The 18891-nt window shown below is 66.9% G+C and carries 15 protein-coding genes; 7 read left to right on the top strand and 8 right to left on the bottom strand.

From position 1 onward, the window contains the following. The first annotated feature begins 19 nt into the window (after positions 1 to 19). The 3 genes from leuC to htpG all read left to right on the top strand — a co-directional run bounded on the left by leuC (position 20) and on the right by htpG (position 3973). The gene (gene leuC / locus ABS361_18890; GenBank protein XBY44090.1) at positions 20 to 1441 is read left to right on the top strand and encodes a 3-isopropylmalate dehydratase large subunit; all 1422 of its coding nucleotides are present in this window, start codon (positions 20 to 22) and stop codon (positions 1439 to 1441) included. 345 nt (positions 1442 to 1786) lie between these two features. Beyond that, the gene (locus ABS361_18885) at positions 1787 to 1948 is read left to right on the top strand and encodes a Flp family type IVb pilin (protein ID XBY46947.1); all 162 of its coding nucleotides are present in this window, start codon (positions 1787 to 1789) and stop codon (positions 1946 to 1948) included. 87 nt (positions 1949 to 2035) lie between these two features. Next, the gene (htpG, locus tag ABS361_18880) at positions 2036 to 3973 is read left to right on the top strand and encodes a molecular chaperone HtpG (GenBank protein XBY44089.1); all 1938 of its coding nucleotides are present in this window, start codon (positions 2036 to 2038) and stop codon (positions 3971 to 3973) included. 26 nt (positions 3974 to 3999) lie between these two features. Here htpG and ABS361_18875 read toward each other — a convergent pair whose 3' ends face one another. Both ABS361_18875 and ABS361_18870 read right to left on the bottom strand, forming a co-directional pair. Next, positions 4000 to 4467, bottom strand: coding sequence for a cyclic nucleotide-binding domain-containing protein (locus ABS361_18875; protein XBY44088.1), 468 nt, complete (start codon positions 4465 to 4467; stop codon positions 4000 to 4002). Between the two features lie 241 nt (positions 4468 to 4708). After that, entirely contained in the window at positions 4709 to 5392 is a 684-nt protein-coding gene (locus ABS361_18870) for a response regulator transcription factor (protein XBY44087.1), read from the bottom strand. Between the two features lie 41 nt (positions 5393 to 5433). On the opposite strand from ABS361_18870, the gene ABS361_18865 reads away from it, so the two are divergent. Then, positions 5434 to 6264 carry a L,D-transpeptidase family protein gene (locus tag ABS361_18865; protein ID XBY44086.1) on the top strand — a complete coding sequence of 277 codons (831 nt, stop codon included), beginning with the start codon at positions 5434 to 5436 and terminating at the stop codon, positions 6262 to 6264. A gap of 190 nt (positions 6265 to 6454) precedes the next feature. On the opposite strand, the gene ABS361_18860 is transcribed toward ABS361_18865, so the two are convergent. Next, entirely contained in the window at positions 6455 to 7126 is a 672-nt protein-coding gene (locus tag ABS361_18860; protein ID XBY44085.1) for a YggS family pyridoxal phosphate-dependent enzyme, read from the bottom strand. Between the two features lie 239 nt (positions 7127 to 7365). Here ABS361_18860 and leuS point away from each other — a divergent pair, with 239 nt between their 5' ends. The 3 genes from leuS (at position 7366) to holA (ending at position 11755) form a co-directional block, all read left to right on the top strand. Next, complete coding sequence (gene leuS / locus ABS361_18855) at positions 7366 to 9987, top strand: leucine--tRNA ligase (GenBank protein XBY44084.1); 2622 nt, start codon at positions 7366 to 7368, stop codon at positions 9985 to 9987. A gap of 180 nt (positions 9988 to 10167) precedes the next feature. After that, entirely contained in the window at positions 10168 to 10692 is a 525-nt protein-coding gene (gene lptE, locus ABS361_18850; protein XBY44083.1) for an LPS assembly lipoprotein LptE, read from the top strand. A 22-nt stretch (positions 10693 to 10714) separates the two neighbouring features. Beyond that, the gene (gene holA / locus ABS361_18845) at positions 10715 to 11755 is read left to right on the top strand and encodes a DNA polymerase III subunit delta (protein ID XBY44082.1); all 1041 of its coding nucleotides are present in this window, start codon (positions 10715 to 10717) and stop codon (positions 11753 to 11755) included. A gap of 249 nt (positions 11756 to 12004) precedes the next feature. Here holA and ABS361_18840 read toward each other — a convergent pair whose 3' ends face one another. The 5 genes from ABS361_18840 to mnmE all read right to left on the bottom strand — a co-directional run bounded on the left by ABS361_18840 (position 12005) and on the right by mnmE (position 18700). Further along, positions 12005 to 12877: a ParB/RepB/Spo0J family partition protein gene (locus ABS361_18840; protein ID XBY44081.1), complete on the bottom strand. Its 873-nt coding sequence runs from the start codon at positions 12875 to 12877 to the stop codon at positions 12005 to 12007. 86 nt (positions 12878 to 12963) lie between these two features. Then, positions 12964 to 13794, bottom strand: a complete 831-nt coding sequence (locus ABS361_18835) for a ParA family protein (protein ID XBY44080.1) — start codon at positions 13792 to 13794, stop codon at positions 12964 to 12966. 16 nt (positions 13795 to 13810) lie between these two features. Further along, positions 13811 to 14461 carry a 16S rRNA (guanine(527)-N(7))-methyltransferase RsmG gene (rsmG, locus tag ABS361_18830; protein XBY44079.1) on the bottom strand — a complete coding sequence of 217 codons (651 nt, stop codon included), beginning with the start codon at positions 14459 to 14461 and terminating at the stop codon, positions 13811 to 13813. Positions 14462 to 15301: 840 nt separating this feature from the next. Continuing rightward, complete coding sequence (gene mnmG / locus ABS361_18825; GenBank protein ID XBY44078.1) at positions 15302 to 17179, bottom strand: tRNA uridine-5-carboxymethylaminomethyl(34) synthesis enzyme MnmG; 1878 nt, start codon at positions 17177 to 17179, stop codon at positions 15302 to 15304. A 189-nt stretch (positions 17180 to 17368) separates the two neighbouring features. Continuing rightward, positions 17369 to 18700 (bottom strand): tRNA uridine-5-carboxymethylaminomethyl(34) synthesis GTPase MnmE, encoded by a 1332-nt coding sequence (mnmE, locus tag ABS361_18820; GenBank protein XBY44077.1) that lies wholly within the window; start codon positions 18698 to 18700, stop codon positions 17369 to 17371. Between the last annotated feature and the right edge of the window lie 191 nt (positions 18701 to 18891).

The following is an 18891-nucleotide window of genomic DNA, read 5'->3' as shown; positions in this document are numbered from 1 at the left end:
TTTCAGGGAGTACGCCAGGATGAACGCGCGTAGCACGACCCCGCGCACGCTCTACGACAAGATCTGGGACGACCATGTCGTCGATACCCAGCCGGACGGGACGTGCCTGCTCTATATCGATCGCCATCTCGTCCATGAAGTGACGAGCCCGCAGGCGTTCGAAGGCCTGCGCACCGCTCATCGCAAGGTCCGCGCCCCGGAGAAGACGCTCGCCGTCGTCGATCACAACGTTCCGACGACCGACCGCAGCCACGGCATCGACGATCCGGAGTCGGCGCTGCAGGTCGCGACGCTCGCCAAGAACGCGGCCGAGTTCGGCGTCGAATATTACAACGAGCTCGACAAGCGGCAGGGCATCGTCCACGTCGTCGGCCCCGAGCAGGGCTTCACCCTGCCCGGCATGACCATCGTCTGCGGCGACAGCCACACCTCGACGCATGGCGCCTTCGGCGCGCTCGCCCACGGCATCGGCACGTCTGAAGTCGAGCACGTGCTCGCCACCCAGACGCTGGTGCAGAAGAAGGCGAAGAACATGCGCGTCACCGTCGACGGCAAGCTGCCGGACGGCGTCGGCGCCAAGGACATCATCCTCGCCATCATCGGCGAGATCGGCACCGCCGGCGGCACCGGCCACGTCATCGAATATGCTGGCGAAGCCATCCGCTCGCTGTCGATGGAAGGCCGCATGACCGTCTGCAACATGTCGATCGAGGGCGGCGCCCGCGCCGGCCTGATCGCGCCGGACGAGAAGACCTTCGAATACATCCTCGGCAAGCCGAAGGCGCCGACCGGCGAGGCGCTCGAGCGCGCCATCGCCTATTGGAAGACGCTGTTCACCGACGAGGGCGCGCACTTCGACACCGAGATCCGCCTCGACGCCGCGAACCTGCCGCCGATCGTGACCTGGGGCACCAGCCCCGAGGACGTCGTCTCGGTCACTGGCACCGTGCCGAACCCCGACGACATCGCCGACGAGAACAAGCGCGCCTCCAAGTGGCGCGCGCTCGAGTACATGGACCTGAAGCCGGGCCAGAAGATCACCGACATCGCGCTCGACAAGATCTTCATCGGCTCCTGCACCAACGGTCGCATCGAGGATCTGCGCCAGGTCGCTTCGATCGTGAAGGGCAAGACGGTCGCCCCGAACATCAAGCTCGCCATGGTGGTTCCGGGTTCGGGCCTCGTGAAGGACCAGGCCGAGGCCGAGGGCCTCGACGTGATCTTCAAGGCCGCCGGCTTCGAGTGGCGCGAGCCCGGCTGCTCGATGTGCCTCGCGATGAACGCCGATCGGCTTGACCCGGGCGAGCGCTGCGCCTCGACCTCGAACCGCAATTTCGAGGGCCGGCAGGGCTTCAAGGGCCGGACACATCTGGTGTCGCCGGTCATGGCGGCGGCCGCCGCGATCGCCGGCCACTTCGTCGATGTGCGCAGCTTCGGCTGATCACAGGTACCCACCAATCGGATCGGGACCGTGCCTCACCCCGACCCGTCGATGACGATCGAGAACGCCGCGTCTCCCCCCCGGAGCGCGGCGTTTTTTCATGTCTTGCGAAGATGGTTCACACGTCCTGAACGTCCACGGTGAGCGAAAACCTCGAATGACGTAGGGGATTCGGGCCGATTTCGCCTCAGAGCGCACCGACCAGCAGGACGAGAGCCGGGGAAGGCATAGAATTTATCGCCAAAGATCTGTCCGTGATTAAGAGCTGATTCAACCGTGAATGTCATGGTCTGCCGTATCGGCGGGGGCGGCGAAGTGATCCGTCACCGCGTCATGGAGGTCACGATGAAATTTTTCCTTGCCCTGCTGAAGGACGAATCCGGCGCCACCGCGATCGAGTACGGCCTGATCGCCTCGCTGATCGCCGTCGCGATCATCACCGGTGCGACGACCCTGGGCACCAATCTCGGCTCGACCTTCACCAACCTCAGCACCAATATGAAGTGACGGCCGCGCGGCCGTCGACTTGAATCCGGGTCACGATCGACGATATCAGGCACGCGCGGGCCGCGAGACCCGCAGACGTTCCCACCGATGATCGACGACGGAACCATGACCCCGGAAAACAGCACGGAAACCACCGAGCGGCCGGCCGATGCGCCGGCCGAGTCCCATGCCTTCCAGGCGGAAGTGTCGCGGCTCCTGCACCTGATGGTGCACTCGGTCTATTCCAACAAGGACATCTTCCTCCGCGAGCTCGTCTCCAACGCCGCCGACGCCTGCGAGAAGCTGCGTTGGCGCGCGATCGCCGAGCCCGCGCTGATCGGTGACGGCGAGCGCTTCGAGATCGTGATCGAAGCCGATCCGGCCGCCCGCCGCCTGACCATCGCCGACAATGGCATCGGCATGGATCGCGACGAGCTGGTCGCCAATCTCGGCACGATCGCCCGCTCCGGCACCAAGGCCTTCCTCGATGAACTCTCCGACGGCGCCCAGCCGTCGAACCTGATCGGCCAGTTCGGCGTCGGCTTCTATTCCGCCTTCATGGTGGCCGCCCGCGTGCGGGTAACGAGCCGCAAGGCCGGCAGCGCCGAGGCCTGGACCTGGACCTCCGACGGCCGCGGCCGCTTCGAGATCGAGCCGGCCGCGCTTCCCGGCGCTCCCGCCCACGGCACGCGTGTCGTCCTCGAGCTGCTCGAGGACGCTGCGACCTATGCGGAAGAGGCGACGATCGAGCGGATCGTGCGCGAATACTCCGCGCATATCCCGGTGCCGATCGCCTTCGCCACGGCGGGCGAGGCCGAGCGCAAGGCGCTGACCGACGGCTCCGCCCTGTGGGTGAAGCCGAAGTCGGAGATCACCAAGGAGGAGTACGCCGAGTTCTACGGCAATGTCTCCGGCCAGTGGGATCAGCCCGCACTGACGCTGCATTACAAGGCCGAGGGCCGGCACGAATATTCCGTGCTGGTATTCGTGCCGTCGATGAAGCCGTTCGACCTGTTCGATCCGGCGCGCAAGGGCCGGGTCAAGCTCTACGTCCGGCGCGTGTTCATCTCCGACGAGGTCGAAATCCTGCCGGCCTGGGCCCGTTTCGTCCGCGGCGTGGTCGACAGCGAGGATCTGCCGCTCAACATCTCGCGCGAGATGCTGCAGAAGAACCCGGTGCTCGAGGCGATCGGCAAGAACGTCACGACCAAGGTCCTGACCGAGATCGGCAAACTGGCCGATACCGACAAGGACAGCTTCGAGAAGGTCTGGGGCGCTTTTGGTCCCGTGATCAAGGAAGGGCTCTACGAGGATCCCGAGCGCCGCGACGACATCTTCAAGATCGCCCGGTTCAAGACGACCCGCTCCGGCGACGGCTGGCGCTCGCTCGCCGATTACGTGAAGGATCTGAAGGAAAACCAGACCCGGATCTATTACGTGACCGCCGACACGGCCGAACGGGCCGCGGCGAGCCCGCATCTCGAGGGCTTCCGCAAGCGCGACGTCGAGGTGCTGCTGCTGTCCGATCCGGTCGACGCCTTCTGGGTCCGCTCCGCGCTCGGCTACGAGGGCAAGCCGTTCCAGTCGATCACGCAAGGTGCCGCCGATCTCGACGCGATCCCCGAACCGGCGAAGCCCGAGGCCGACAAGGCCGACGAAGCGCCGGCGGCCGATGTCGCCGCGCTGGTCGCGCATCTGAAGACCGTGCTGGAGGCCGAGGTCGCCGATGTGCGCCCGTCGGCGCGCCTCGACGAGAGCCCGGCCTGTCTGGTCGCGCCGGATTTCGGGCCCGACAAGCAGTTCGAGAAGATCATCGCCCGCCATCAGGGCGGCGCGGCCTTCGCCAAGCCGATCCTGGAGATCAACCCGCGCCACGCCATTGTCGCGGCGATGACGCGGCGCCTTGCGGATAACGACAAGAGCCTCGTCGACGACGCCGCGCATCTCCTGCTCGGCCAGGCGCGCATCCTCGACGGCGAGGCGCCGGCCCATCCGTCCGATTTCGGCAAGCGGCTCGCCCGCGTGATGGCGGCTGTGCTCGGCTGAAGAAAAGGCGGCGGCCGGACGGGGGGTCAGCCCTCGTCCGGCTCCGCGACGATATCGTGAATGCGCCCGATCTCGGGCGCAAGACCGCCGAGCCGGTCGGCGAGCTGGTCGCGGATCCCGACCGCGATATCCGGATAGTTCTCCAGCATGCGCCGGAACAGCGGCCGGCGGATCGCCAGCACGCGCACGGCGCCGCGCGCGATCGCCGTGACCGGCCGCACCGTATCGACGATCAGCGCCAGTTCGCCGAGCAGCGATGCCGGCCCGACCAGATCGAGCACCTTGCGGCCGCCCGCTTCGTCGCGCGCGAGCGCCACCCGGCCGTCGATCACGACATAGCCCGTGTCGGCGCGCTCGCCCGCCTCGAACAGCACGGCGCCGTCGGCGAGGTCGAGCGTGTCCGCGCTGAAGGCGAGGAGCTTCAACGGTTCCGCGGAGAGGCCGGAGAAGAACGGCACGCGCCCAAGGATGTCGATATCGTGCTCGAGTGTCATTCCCGGCCGGTTTCACCCCCAGGGCTCCGGGCGACCGCGATGGATCGCACAGGCACCGGAATCCAATGATTGTTTCGTCCGAGGACGCCCGGACCGGCTTCCTCGAACGGCGCGGCCAGACCCCGCGCCGAAACGCCGGCGCCCCACCGGAACCGCCGGACCTCGCGTCGTCCCCCTCGAGCGCGACCCACCAAGGTCCGCCCGAGGCAATCCGACGCCTCGTGTCCGGCGATCACACCGGTTACGGCACCAGCTTGTAGCCGCCCGTCTCGGTCACCAGCAATTCGGCCTGCGAGGGATCCCGCTCGATCTTCTGGCGAAGACGATAGATGTGCGTCTCGAGCGTGTGCGTCGTGACGCCGGAGTTATACCCCCAAACCTCGTGCAGGAGAACATCGCGCGACACCGCACGTTCTCCGGCCCGGTAGAGGTACTTGAGGATCGAGGTTTCCTTCTCGGTCAGCCGCACCTTGCTGCCCTTCTCGTCGACCAGCAGCTTGGCCGAGGGACGGAAGGTGTAGCGGCCGATGTTGAAGGTCGCATCCTCGGTCTGCTCGTGCTGGCGCAGATGCGCGCGCAGCCGCGCCAGCAGCACCGCGAACTTGAACGGTTTGGCGACATAGTCGTTCGCACCGGCCTCGAGCCCGAGGATCGTGTCGGAATCGGTGTCATGGCCGGTCAGCATGATGATCGGCGCTTTGAAGCCGCCCTTGCGCAGCAGCTTCACGGCCTCGCGGCCGTCCATGTCCGGCAGGCCGACGTCCATGATCATGAGATCGACCTGCTCGCCGCGAGCGGCCTGAATGCCCTTGGCGGCCGATTCGGTCGCGACCGTCTCGAATTCTTCGTAGAGGGAGAGCTGCTCGACGAGACCTTCGCGCAGATCGTCGTCGTCATCGCAAATGAGGATCTTTCGGGCGGCCATGGGTTTCCTCTCTCGTGGCTCCGCGGCGAACGGCGTCGTCCATGCTCACGCCCGATGATCGCTGCGGCTCCCCACCTCCGCGTCGATCGCCGCCGACCCGTGACCCGACCGATCACATCGGCGCGCCACCCCGCGACGGGGATCGGCAGACCGGTGATCGCGATCGGTGTCGTCGCGTCGTCCGCGTGGCATTGCTTGTCCCGCAAGTCCGAGACAAAAAGAACATCGTTCGGCCACTTGTGCAAGACACGCTGCATGTGGCGAAAATCTGTCCGAACCCGTCGCCACGGTCACGCTCGCGTGTGATACGCCGTTTTGGCGCATTTCGATCAGGAGAAAGCGTGCCCGCACGTCGCCCGATATTGCTCACGGTCACCCGAAAACCTGGAGCGGCCACCGAAGGACTGCTCACGATCGCCGGCAACGTTTTCCCCTGCAGCCTGGGGCGCGGCGGAATCACGCGCTTCAAGCGCGAGGGCGATGGAGCAACTCCGGCCGCGCGCATGCGGCTCGTCGGCGGCTTCTATCGCGCCGACCGCGTCGGCTGGCCGCCGGCACCGATCCCGTTTCGTCCGACCCGGACCGACGACGGTTGGGCCGACGATCCGACCGACGGTCGCTACAATCGGCTCGTCCGCCTGCCCTTCGCCAAGTCGCACGAGACGATGGCCCGGACCGACCGCCTCTACGACATCGTCGTGGTGCTCGACTGGAATGTGAGCCGCCGATCGCTCGGCCGCGGCTCGGCGATCTTCTTTCATCTCACCCGCCCGGACCGCGGCCCGACCGCCGGCTGCGTCGCTGTCTCCGAACCCGACCTGCGCAAGATCCTCGGCCGGATCGGCCGCAACGCGGTCATGGTGGTGCGCTGAGGCGGAAGAGAGGAGCTTACGCGCCCGATCGCCCGCGCAGGGAAAGTCGAAGCCCTGCGGCGGGCCTGGGAAGGCCGCAGGCGGCCGTTCGAATCCGGATGACGCAGAGCTCGGACGACACGGCGAAACGCCGCCAGCGAGTCTCCCATTCGGCCGGTCGTTTCGTTTCCGACACGATTTTCGACGCGACTCAGGCCGGATACGACCGACCTCCGAAGATCGCGCTGCCGACACGGACATGCGTCGCGCCGAGACCGATCGCGGTCTCGAAATCCGACGACATGCCCATCGACAGCATCGGCGTCCCCGCCTCACGACCGAGTTTGGCCAGGAGCGCGAAATGCGGGCCGGGCTCCTCGCCGACCGGCGGGATGCACATGAGCCCTTCGATGGCGAGCCCATGCACCGACCGGCAGCGCTCGACAAAGCCGACCGCCTGGCGCGGATCGATGCCGGCCTTCTGATCCTCGAGCCCCGTGTTGACCTGCACGAGCAGGCGCGGCCGCTTGCCGAGCCGCGCCATTTCCTCGGCGAGCGCCGCCGCGATCTTCTCGCGATCGACCGTGTGGATGACGTCGAACAGTTCGACCGCCTCGCGCGCCTTGTTCGATTGCAGCGGTCCGATCAGATGCAGCTCGATGCCGGCGGTCTCGGCCCGGAGCTCCGGCCACTTGGCCTTGGCCTCCTGCACGCGGTTCTCGCCGAAGATCCGCTGGCCGGCCGCGATCACCGGCCGGATGTCATCGACGCCGAAGGTCTTCGACACCGCGACCAGCGTCGTCGCGCCCTCGGCGCGTCCGACGGCCTTCTCGGCCCGGCGCATGCGATGGAGGATCTCGGCGAGGCGGTCGGGAGCGCTCATGAGGGGGTCCGGCAGGTCGTTGCGATGGCCTCCGATAGCATGCGCCCATGCCGGACCGCCACAACAGCCATCGCGGCATCGCCGCCGAGGCGATTCCGCGGCCGAAACCATTGACCGGCATGCCGCTTTCTGGTGAAGGTCCGCCGTTCGGCCGTGCCGCAGGTGTTCGCAAGCGAAAATCGCGCGATCCGCGGGGCCGACCCACAGATTTATCAGAGAAGCGGATCGGGCACGGATCGATGGCGAGCGAACGGTACAATCCCCGTGAATCGGAACCGCGTTGGCAGAAGGCCTGGGCCGACGCGGATGTCTTTGCGACCAAGAACGACGATCCGCGCCCGAAGTACTACGTGCTCGAGATGTTCCCCTACCCGTCCGGGCGCATCCACATGGGCCATGTGCGCAACTACACCATGGGCGACGTGGTCGCGCGCTACAAGCGCGCCAAGGGTTTCAATGTCCTGCACCCGATGGGTTGGGATGCATTCGGCCTGCCGGCCGAGAATGCGGCCATGCAGAACAAGGTCCATCCGGCCAAGTGGACCTACGAAAACATCGCGACCATGCGCGGTCAGCTGAAGTCCATGGGACTTTCGCTCGACTGGGCGCGCGAAATCGCGACCTGCTCGCCGGACTACTACAAGCACCAGCAGAAGATGTTCACGGATTTCTTCAAGGCCGGGCTCGTTTATCGCCGGAAGTCGAAGGTGAACTGGGATCCGGTCGACATGACCGTGCTCGCCAACGAGCAGGTCGTCGACGGTCGCGGCTGGCGCTCGGGTGCCGTGGTCGAGCAGCGCGAACTGGAGCAGTGGAATTTTCGCATCACCCAGTTCTCCGAGGACCTGCTGACCGCGCTGGATGGCCTGGACCGCTGGCCGGACAAGGTGCGCCTGATGCAGCGCAACTGGATCGGCAAGTCCGAGGGCCTGCGCGTCCGTTTCCGTTTCACGACCGCAGCCCCGAACGGTGACGCCACGCTGGAGATCTTCACGACGCGGCCGGACACGCTGTTCGGTGCGTCGTTCATGGCGATTTCGCCCGAGCATCCGGTCGCCAAGGCGCTCGGCGCCACCGATCCCGCGCTCGCTGCGTTCCAGGAGAAGTGCCGCCAGATGGGCACCTCGCTCGCGGTCCTGGAGACCGCCGAGAAGGAGGGGTATAAGACCGCCCTCACCGTCGAACATCCGCTGATCCCGGGCGCGACGCTGCCGGTCTATGTCGCGAACTTCATCCTGATGGATTACGGCACCGGCGCGATCTTCGGCTGCCCGGGTCATGATCAGCGTGACCACGATTTCGCGTCCAAGTACGGCCTGCCGATCAAGCCGGTCGTGCTGCCGCCCGACACCGATCCGGCCGCCTTCTCGGTCGAGAAGGCGCCCTACGACGGCGAGGGCACGCTGTTCAATTCCGGCTTCCTGGATGGTCTCGCGATCGAGGCGGCGAAGGACGCCGTCGCCTCCAAGCTCGAGGCGATCACGCTCGACGGCGCTCCGCAGGCGACCCGACAGGTGAACTATCGCCTGCGCGACTGGCTGATCTCGCGCCAGCGCTATTGGGGCTGCCCGATTCCGATGATCCACTGCGACGCCTGCGGCGTCGTGCCGGTGCCGGCGGATCAGCTCCCCGTGCTGCTGCCCGACGACGCGACCTTCGACCGGCCGGGCAACCCGCTCGACCACCATCCGACCTGGAAGCACGTGAACTGCCCCCAGTGCGGCAAGGCGGCCCGGCGCGAAACCGACACAATGGATACGTTCGTCGATTCGTCCTGGTACTTCGCCCGCTTCACCGACCCGTGGAACACGGAAGCGCCGACCACGCGGTCGGCGGTCGATTCCTGGCTGCCGGTCGACCAGTACATCGGCGGCATCGAGCACGCGATCCTGCACCTGCTCTACTCGCGCTTCTTCACCCGCGCGATGAAGGCGACCGGCCATGCCGGGCTCGACGAGCCCTTCGCCGGCCTGTTCACGCAGGGCATGGTGGTCCACGAGACCTATCGCGACGCCGACGGTGCCTGGATCTCGCCCGTGGAGATCGAGATCGAGGAGATCGACGGCAAGCGCTGCGCCCGGCTGCGCAAGGACGGTGCGCCGGTCGAGATCGGCTCGATCGAGAAGATGTCCAAGTCGAAGAAGAACGTCGTCGATCCGGACGAGATCATCGCGACCTGGGGCGCCGATACCGCCCGCTGGTTCATGCTCTCCGACAGCCCGCCCGATCGTGACGTGATCTGGACCGAGGCCGGTGTCGAAGGCGCGCATCGGTTCGTCCAACGCATCTGGCGTCTGGTCGGCGAGGCGGCGGATGTCGTCCGGGCCGCGCCGAAAGTGTCCGCGACCTGGTCGCCGGCCGCCCTGGCACTCGCCAAGACGACCCACAAGACGCTCGCCGCGGTCGAAGACGACATCGAGAAGCTCGGCTTCAACCGGGCCGTGGCGCGGCTCTACGAGTTCGTCAACGCCATCGGCAAGGTCGTCGCGGATGGTCAGGCGGGCTCCGATCCGAGCCTCGCCGCGGCCCTCTCTGAAGCCTTCGGCGTGCTCGTGCGCCTGATCGCACCGATGATGCCGCATCTCGCCGAGGAATGCTGGACCGCGCTCGGCCGCGACGGCCTGGTCGCGACCACGGGCTGGCCCGTGGTCGATCGCAGCCTGACCGTCGACGACGAGGTCACGCTGCCGATCCAGATCAACGGCAAGAAGCGCGCGGAGATCACCGTCGCCCGCACCGCCGACGAGGCCGCGGTCCGCGCCGCGGTCCTGGCGCTCGAGGCCGTGCAGAAGGCCCTCGAAGGCAAGGCGCCGAAGAAGGTCATCGTGGTGCCGCAGCGCATCGTCAACGTGGTCGCCTGACCGCAGAACGCCGGCGGGGGCCGTTTCACGTGAATCGGCCCTCGCCTCGCATACCGCCGCTCTCTGCCCGAGGTGACCGTTCTCGGGGAGCGTTGCCCGCCTGCGATTGGCCGCGGCCGCGCCAGGCCCTAGGATGGGCGCCAGATCAAGTCGAGGAGCCGGCTCCGCCGGAAGGACAAGATGAAGCGTCTCCTGGTCGCAACGCTGGCGCTCGGCGCCCTGACGGGCCTCGCCGGCTGCTCGAACGTCCGGCCGCTCTACGGCTCCGTCGCCCTGCCCGGCGGCGCAGCGCCGGTCAACGAGCGGATGCGGTATGTCGATGTTGCGTTGATGGAAGGCCGCGTCGGCCAGAAGATCCGCAACGAGCTGGAGTTCGGCCTCTCCCACGGTGGCGAAACGCCGAAGCCGCTCTACCGTCTCGATATTCGTTACACCGACAATTCGACCCCGGTCGGCGTCGAGAAGCAGACCAACATCCCGGCCGGCTATCTGGTCACGCTCAATGCCAGCTACGCGCTGACCGACATCGCGACCGGCAAGACGCTGACCTACGGCAACAGCTTTGCGAACGCGGCCTACGACGCGACGAACCAGCGCTTTGCCAATGTCCGCGCGGCGCGCGACGCCGAAAACCGCGCCGCGACCGTGATCGCGCAGGACATTCGCACCAAGATCGCGGTCTTCCTGGCCACGCACGGCTCGTAAATCCCGTTCCGGAGCCGAATCGATGGCGGCGCTGAAGCCCTCCGAGGTCGACGCCTTCCTGAAAAAGCCGTTCGACCGCGTGTCGCTCGTGCTGATCTACGGCCAGGACGAGGGCCTGATCGCCGAACGCGCCGCCAAGCTGATCAAGGCTGCCACGGCCGGCGCCGACGATCCCTTTTCGCTGGTGAAGCTCGGCAGTTCGGAGGTGTCGTCCGACCCGGCGCGCCTGATCGACGAGGCGCGCACCGTCTCGTTGTTCGGCAACCGGCGCGTGGTCTGGGTACGCGACGATGGCGCGCGCTACAACGTCGGCCCGGCGCTGGAACCGCTGTTCGACACGCCGGAGCAGGGCAGCCTGGTGGTCGTCGAGGCCGGGGATCTCAAGAAGGGCACCGGCCTGCGCAAGCGCTTCGAGGATCACCCCGCGGCGGCGGCCATTGCCTGTTACGTCGACAACGCCGCCGACCTGGCCCGCCTGATCGAGGAAGAGACCCGGCTCGCCGGCCTCACCATCGACGCCGACGCCCGCGAGTTGCTCGAATCCCAGCTCGGCGGCGACCGCCTCGCCTCGCGCGGCGAAGTCCGAAAACTCTGCCTCTATTGCCACGGCCGCGGCCGCATCACGGCGGATGACGTCACCGCCGTCGTCGGCGACGTCAGCACCTACCAGGTCAGCGCGCTGATCGATGCCATCGCCGGCGGTAACCCGACCGAGACCGACCGCCTCGTCTCCGGGCTCGAAGGGGCCGGCACCTCGCCAGCCGGCGCCGGGACCGCCGTGATCCGGCATTTCCAGATGCTCGACCGCGCCCGCGCCGACGTCGACTCCGGCCGCACCATTCCCGACGTGATCGCGCGAATGCAGCCGCCCGTCTACGACAAGCGCAAGCCGATCATGACCCGCCAGCTGACGCTCTGGACCGCCAAACGGCTCCAGCGCGCGCTCCAGCTTCTCGACGAGGCCATGCTGCGGTCCCGCACCACGCCGCAACTGGCGACCGCCGTGCTCAACGACGCCTTCCTGCAGATAGCCCGCGCGGCCCGCGCCGCCGACCGACGCTGAAGCCGAGCCCGGCCGTTCGCATCCGGCCGCCAACCCTCGTCCGAACGCCTCGCGTTCGACGAAGCTGCCCGAGGCGAGATGCCTCGAGGCACCGAGACCGCCCGCCGCCCTCTGCTGCAGACCGGCATGCGGAGCCTCATAGTCCTGGGGGGTTCAAGCCGGATCCGGCGGCGTACCGTCTGCGCAAAAACAGAAAGGGCGGCCACGCACGTGCCCGCCCCTCATATCGCCAACTTGCCGCCTGCGCGCTCAGCCGTGCTGGAGCCGTCGCGCGATTTCGTCGAGCTGTTCCAGGCTCCGGTAGCGGATCCGCACCTCACCCGACCCGTCCGGCTTGTGGTCGACCGTCACTGCGAGCCCGAGCGCGTCGGTGATGGTCTTCTCCAGCGCCAGTGTATCGGCATCCTTGTCGCGCTTCGGCCGACCCGGCTTCATCGCCTCGACCGGCTTCGGCGCCTGCGCCAGCGCCTCGACATCGCGGACGGTAAGGCCTTCGGTGACGATGCGCTCGGCGAGTGCGCCCGGATTGTCGGCGGTGATCAACGCCCGGGCATGGCCGGCGGTGAGCTTGCCGTCCTTGAGGTGCGACTTGACCGAGTCCGGCAGTTTCAGCAGACGCAGCGTGTTGGCGACGTGGCTGCGGCTCTTGCCGATCACCTGCGCCAGATCCTGCTGGGTATAGGCGAATTCGGCGATCAGCTGCTCGTAGCCGTAGGCCTCTTCGATCGGGTTGAGGTCGGCGCGCTGGACGTTCTCGATGATCGCGAGCTCGAGCGCCTCTTTGTCCGAGACGTCCTGGACGATCACCGGCACCTCGTGCAGGCCGGCGCGCTGCGCCGCGCGCCAACGCCGTTCGCCGGCAATGATCTCGTAGGCATTGGCCTGCGCCTTGGCCGGCCGCGCCAGGATCGGTTGGACGATACCCTTCTCCTTGATGGAGGCCGCGAGGTCGGCGAGGTCGTCCTCGGCAAAACTCCGACGCGGATTGCGCGGGTTCGGCCGCAGGAACTCGACCGGAATGCGCTTGTGACCTTCGCGGTCCGGCGCGCTCGTCTCCGGCTCGGCCATATCGCCCAGCAGTGCCGCCAACCCGCGCCCGAGGCGCCTACGCTCTTCGACCATGTCGCGTTCCCCCAAAAGGAGCCTCCCACGCGTTGGAATCACTGCCGGCCCCGCAACGACCGACATTCATTACGGATGAGAATCGATCACGCCGCGTTGGCGCGGATGCGCCGTTCGCGCTGGATGATCTCCGAGGCGAGCCGCAGATAGGCCTGGCTGCCCGAGCACTTCAGATCGTAGAGCAGCGCCGGCTTGCCGTAGGACGGCGCTTCCGACACGCGGACATTGCGCGGGATGATCGTCTCGTAGACCGCCTCGCCCATGTGCTCGCGCACGTCGGCGACGACCTGGCCGGAGAGATTATTGCGCGCGTCGAACATGGTGAGCACGATGCCATGGATCGTAAGCTCGCGATTGAGCGAGCCCTTGACCTGTTCGACGGTCGACAGCAGCTGCGACAGACCTTCGAGCGCGAAGAACTCGCACTGCAGCGGCACCAGCACCGAATGCGCGGCCGACATGGCATTGATGGTCAAGAGGTTCAGCGACGGCGGGCAATCGACCAACACGTAGCTGAAATGCGGCATGCCGGGCTGCCCGGCAATGCGCGCGGCGTAGTCCGCGACCGCCTTGCGTAGCCGATAAGCACGATCCGACGAGGCCGCGATCTCGAGCTCGACACCGAGCAGATCGAGCGTCGACGGCGCCACCCAGAGCCGCGGTACTGCGGTCTCGATGATCACCTGACCGAGATCGGCCTCGCCGACCAGGAGGTCGTAGGTCGAGCGCGTGCGGCTGCGCCGATCGATGCCGAGACCGGTCGAGGCGTTGCCCTGCGGGTCAAGATCGATGATGAGCACGTCCTCACCGATGGCGGCGAGCGCGGTGCCCAGATTGATGGCGGTGGTCGTCTTGCCGACGCCACCCTTCTGGTTGGCGAGTGCGAGCACGCGCGGCATCTTCGGAAGAGAGCTCATGGCGGAATCCACTCCGTCAAACGGACGTGCGAGGAACCAAGCGACGAATGAGGAGGATCGAGCCGGCGGGGTCGATCCGACTGCTCCTTTGTACCAGATCCAGATCCCAAGATTGAGTGGCTTCCTTCAGCTCAGACGCAAAATCTTGACCCTTGTGGAAAACAAGCGCCGCTCCGCGCGCCGCCAGAGGCGCCGTCAGACGGCAGAGATCGGCCAAGGAAGCCAGGGCCCGCGCCGAAACCGCATCGACCTTTTCGTCAAATCGGCCCGTGAATGCCTCGATCCGCTCGGCATGGACGCGCGCGGGCGCACCCGTCTCCCGCGCCACCGTCCTGAGGAAAGCCGCCTTGCCCTGATTGCTCTCGACCAGATCGACCTGCGCGCCCTCGACGTCGGCGAGCAGGATCGCCGTGACGAGACCGGGAAATCCTGCACCGGAGCCAATGTCGACCCATCGCCGCGCCTCCGGGAGCATCGCCAGCGCCTGCGCCGAGTCGGCCATATGTCGGGTCCACAGATGCGGCAGTGTAGCCGGCGACACGAGGTTCTGGCTCTTCTGCCACTTGCGCAGCAGCCCGGCATAGATCTCCAGCCGCTCCATGGTTTCACGTGAAACAGGGTAAATGGCCGAAACGGCGTCAACAGCCTCGGGCAGATCGATCTTCATTCCGGACTCGAATCGTTGGCTTGGGTGGGCTCGGTGCACGCCGCCCGGCCACCAAGGATCCTATCAGTCACGCGGTCGAGTCGGAATCCCTCAATGCATGGCACTCCAACGCAAACATCGAACAGCGCCACCGACTGCCTTCGAGCCGGACTAGCCTCGCGACAGTACGAATAGGGTCGCTGCCCTGGGGCACCCGCCGTCGGCCAAAAAGCTCAGGCTAGCAGGCGGCAACTCCGCGGATACGCCGGGCCTGCCTCCGCCCCTCACCATCTGCGCCGCACAAACGGCAATCTGGCCCGCCAGAATATGCCCCCTACCACCGCCTAGTCTTGCTGCAGCCGACACCGGGAAGCCGCCGGCCACTTCCCGCCCGAAGAACTCCGCCCTGTTCAGCGACAAAGGCGAATCCCTCCTTCAATGGCGGCTTTCTTTATCCACCGGCATAGACGATCCAACCCTGCCGGTCGCAGCGAGCAAAGAGAAGTATGTAACCGCCGATCATTCGCTAAGCGAGAGACTGGCGGCGCGCTCGCTTCCCGACGACCGTGATCCACGAGCCCTTCGGGTCCCGGCCAAGCAACCCGGAACCGGTACAGTAAGCCCCGATCTCCAAGACCGCCACGGACCCACGCCAGAGCCCGCACCGGCCCCGCGCTGCGTGACATAGCGCCCACCGTTTCCGACGGCCTAGACGCGCCAGCGAGCGATCCTCTCCAGAGTGTCGATCCTTGCATCCCTGAAACGGCACGGACCAACCGGACGTCTCTCCGCACCCTGTTCAAGCCGTTGCGCAGGCCTCGGCCGCGTCACCCGTCGATGCCCCGCGCGAATGTCCGTTTGTCACCCGTTGTCGGCCGTCAACGTCACGCCGCTCTTGCCGGCTTTCCGCACGTGGGCAAGCAACAGGGTCAGGGCCGCTGGTGTCATGCCGTCGATCCGCGAAGCCTGCCCTATGGTGCCAGGGCGGTGCCGCAGCAGCTTGTGGCGGATCTCGTTGGAAAGGCCCGGCAAGCTCGCCAGGTCTAGTCCTGCAGGGATGGCAACCGCTTCATCGCGGCGCAGCGCGTCGATATCAGCCGCCTGCCGGTCCAGGTACACCGCGTATTTCGCATCGATCTCGACCTGCTCCGCGACCGCCGGATCAAGCGCGGCCAGCTCGGGCCAGATCCGGGACAACCGTGCGAAGTCGATATCGGGATAGGCCAGCAGATCGAAGGCCGAACGACGGACCCCGTCCTGGTTCAGCACCAGTCCCGCTCGTGCCGCTTCGGTCGGCGTGATCGAGAGCCCGGCGATCAGCGTTCGCGCCCCGGCCAGCGCTTCCGCCTTGGCGAGGTAGTGCGCCCGCCGCTCCGCTCCGACCAGCCCAAGCTCTATGCCGATCGGCGTCAGCCGCTGGTCGGCATTGTCGGCCCGCAGCAGCAGGCGGAATTCGGCACGCGAGGTGAACATCCGATAGGGCTCGCTGATACCGCGCCCGACCAGATCGTCGATCATCACGCCGATATAGCCGTCCGCGCGATCGAACACATGCGGCGTCATTCCGGAAGCGAATCGAGCCGCATTGAGACCGGCCACCAATCCCTGCGCGGCTGCCTCTTCGTAGCCCGTCGTGCCATTGATTTGTCCGGCAAGATAGAGCCCCGGCACCGCCCGAACCTGGAGCGATCGGTCGAGCTCGCGCGGGTCGACATGATCATACTCGATCGCGTAGCCAGCCCGGACCATCTCGACGCGTTCGAGACCGGGGATCGTCGCCAGCAACGCGCGCTGAGCATCCTCCGGCAGGGAGGTCGAAATGCCGTTCGGATAGACGGTCGGGTCCTCGAGCCCCTCGGGCTCCAGGAAGATCTGGTGACCCTCGCGATCGCCGAAGCGGACGATCTTGTCCTCGATCGAGGGACAGTAGCGCGGCCCGACGCTGTCGATGTGACCGCCATACATTGCCGAGCGATGCAGGTTGTCTCGGATGACCTGGTGCGTCGCCTCGATGGTGCGCGTGATGCCGCACTGAATCTGCGGGTTCGGCAGAGTGGTGGTGAGCGTCGAGAACGGCACCGGCTCGTCGTCGCCCGGCTGCATCTCCACCGCGCTCCAATCGATGGTCCGGCCATCGAGACGCGGCGGCGTGCCCGTCTTCAGACGACCGAGGCGGATCCCGAGCCGCGTCAGCGTCGCCGAGAGACCACGGGCCGGTTCCTCGCCGACCCGGCCGCCGGGGCGCCGCACATCGCCGATATGGATCAGGCCGTTCAGAAACGTGCCGGTGGTGATCACCACCGCGCCGGTCGGCAGCCGGCGGCCGTCCTTGAGCAGCACGGCGGCGACCCGCCCATCGACCACATCGAGGTCGTCCGCCTCACCCTCGACCACGGTCAGCAGCGGCGTCGCCCGGATCGCCTCCTGCATCGCCGCCGCATAGAGGCGCCGATCCGCCTGAGCACGCGGCCCGCGCACGGCCGGACCCTTGCGGCGGTTGAGCATGCGGAACTGAATGCCGCCGAGATCGGCGACCCGGCCCATGTAGCCGTCGAGCGCATCGATCTCGCGGACCAGATGCCCCTTGCCCAAGCCGCCGATCGCCGGGTTGCACGACATCGCGCCGATCGTGTCGAAGCGATGGGTGACCAATAGCGTTCGCGCACCGAGCCGTGCCGCAGCGCCCGCGGCCTCGACGCCGGCGTGGCCGCCGCCGATGACAATCACATCCGAGTTCATTGGGGTTCTCTGCGCGGCTCCGGCCGCCTTCCAAGCGTTTTATCGCAGGCGCGTTTTCGCGTCAAAGCGTGGCGCTCGAACGCCGCCTCGCTCGCGACGCGGCAATCATAGGCGCTCGCACCATCGCCGAGAATCTGATCGGAGTCGAATCGATGTTTCACGTGAAACAAAGTTCCGAGTCCGATCCGATCACTTGCCGACGCAAAACTCCGCAAAGATGACGCCGAGCCATTCTTCGACGTCGACCTTGCCCGTCACGCGACCGATCGCCTCGGCGGCCGCACGCAGCTCTTCGGCCCGAAGTTCCAAAGGCAGAAAGTCATTCTCGATCGCCGCATCGAGATGGCGGAGCCCAGCTTCCAGGTGATGCCGATGGCGCGCGCGCGAGATCATCGGCTCGTCGCTCTTGCCGCAGATCTCCGCCGCAAAAGCACCGAGTTCGGACTCCAGCCGATACAGGCCCTGCCCGGTCACCACCGAGATCGATAAGGATGACGCTCGTTTCGAGTCCGAATCCGTTGCCTCCGCCGGCACCACATCGGCCTTGGTCGCCACCCGCCAGACCGGACAGACCAGATCGTCCGGCGGTACCGCGGTCCCGTCCCCGTCGGCCGATTCGAGCCAGAGCACCAGATCCGCGGCGGCGGCACGAGACCGGGCCCGACGAATGCCCTCACGCTCGACCAGACCCTCCGCTTCACGCAGCCCGGCCGTATCGACGAGGGTCACCGGATAGCCGTCGAGGTCGACATGGATCTCGATCAAATCGCGCGTCGTGCCGGCTTCGGCGGTGACGATAGCGACGTCCCGCCGCGCGAGCGCATTGAGCAGCGACGACTTGCCGGCATTCGGCGGTCCCATCAGCATCACTTCAACGCCGCGCCGAAGCCGTTCCCCGCGCCCGCTATCGTCGAGATGAGCAGCGATAGCCTTGCGCAGAGCGCCGGCCTCGATCCAAGCGCGATCGGCGACCGATCCCGGGATATCCCCCTCGTCATCGAAATCGAGATCCGCCTCGACCAGACCGCGAACACGCGTCAACCCATGCCGCCAGGTTTCATAGAGCCGGGCCAACCCGCCTTCCGCCTGCCGGAGCGCGGCCCGGCGCTGCTGCTCGGTCTCGGCCGCGACCAGATCCGCGAGACCCTCCACCGCCGTCAGGTCCATGCGACCGTTTTCGAATGCCCGGCGCGTGAACTCGCCCGCATCCGCCGCCCGCACCCCCGGCAGACCGGCAAGCCGCGCGACCATCGCCGCCACCACCGCGCGGCCGCCGTGGACATGGAACTCCGCGCAGTCCTCGCCGGTAAAGCTGTTCGGTCCGGGGAAGAAGATCACCAGCCCGCGGTCGATCAGGGTCCCGTCGACCTGTCGAAGTCCGCGCAGGCTCGCCCGCCTCGGTTCCGGCACGCTGCCGGCGACCGAGACAAGGATCTCTTGCGTCGCCGGACCGCTGATCCGGAACACCGCGACCCCGGCCGGCACCGCGCCACTCGACAGGGCAAAGATCGTGTCGTTCAAGCGGCTCCACTCCGATCCACGGCATTCGAAGACCCGGCAGGCCGAACCCGATGCCGCATCCTCGACTTATCGACCGTCGGCGCCATCTGACTTTGCGGGCGCCACGATCCTCTCTAGAGCAAGACCCGATCGGAGTGATTCACTCCGATCGGAAAAGGCTTGCGTTTACAAATAGGCTAGAGCGGCATCCG

The organism is Ancalomicrobiaceae bacterium S20, from assembly GCA_040269895.1.
Taxonomy (GTDB): domain Bacteria; phylum Pseudomonadota; class Alphaproteobacteria; order Rhizobiales; family Ancalomicrobiaceae; genus Methyloraptor; species Methyloraptor flagellatus.
Note: the sequence above shows the minus strand (reverse complement) of the source record. Positions and strands in the feature narration are given on the sequence as shown.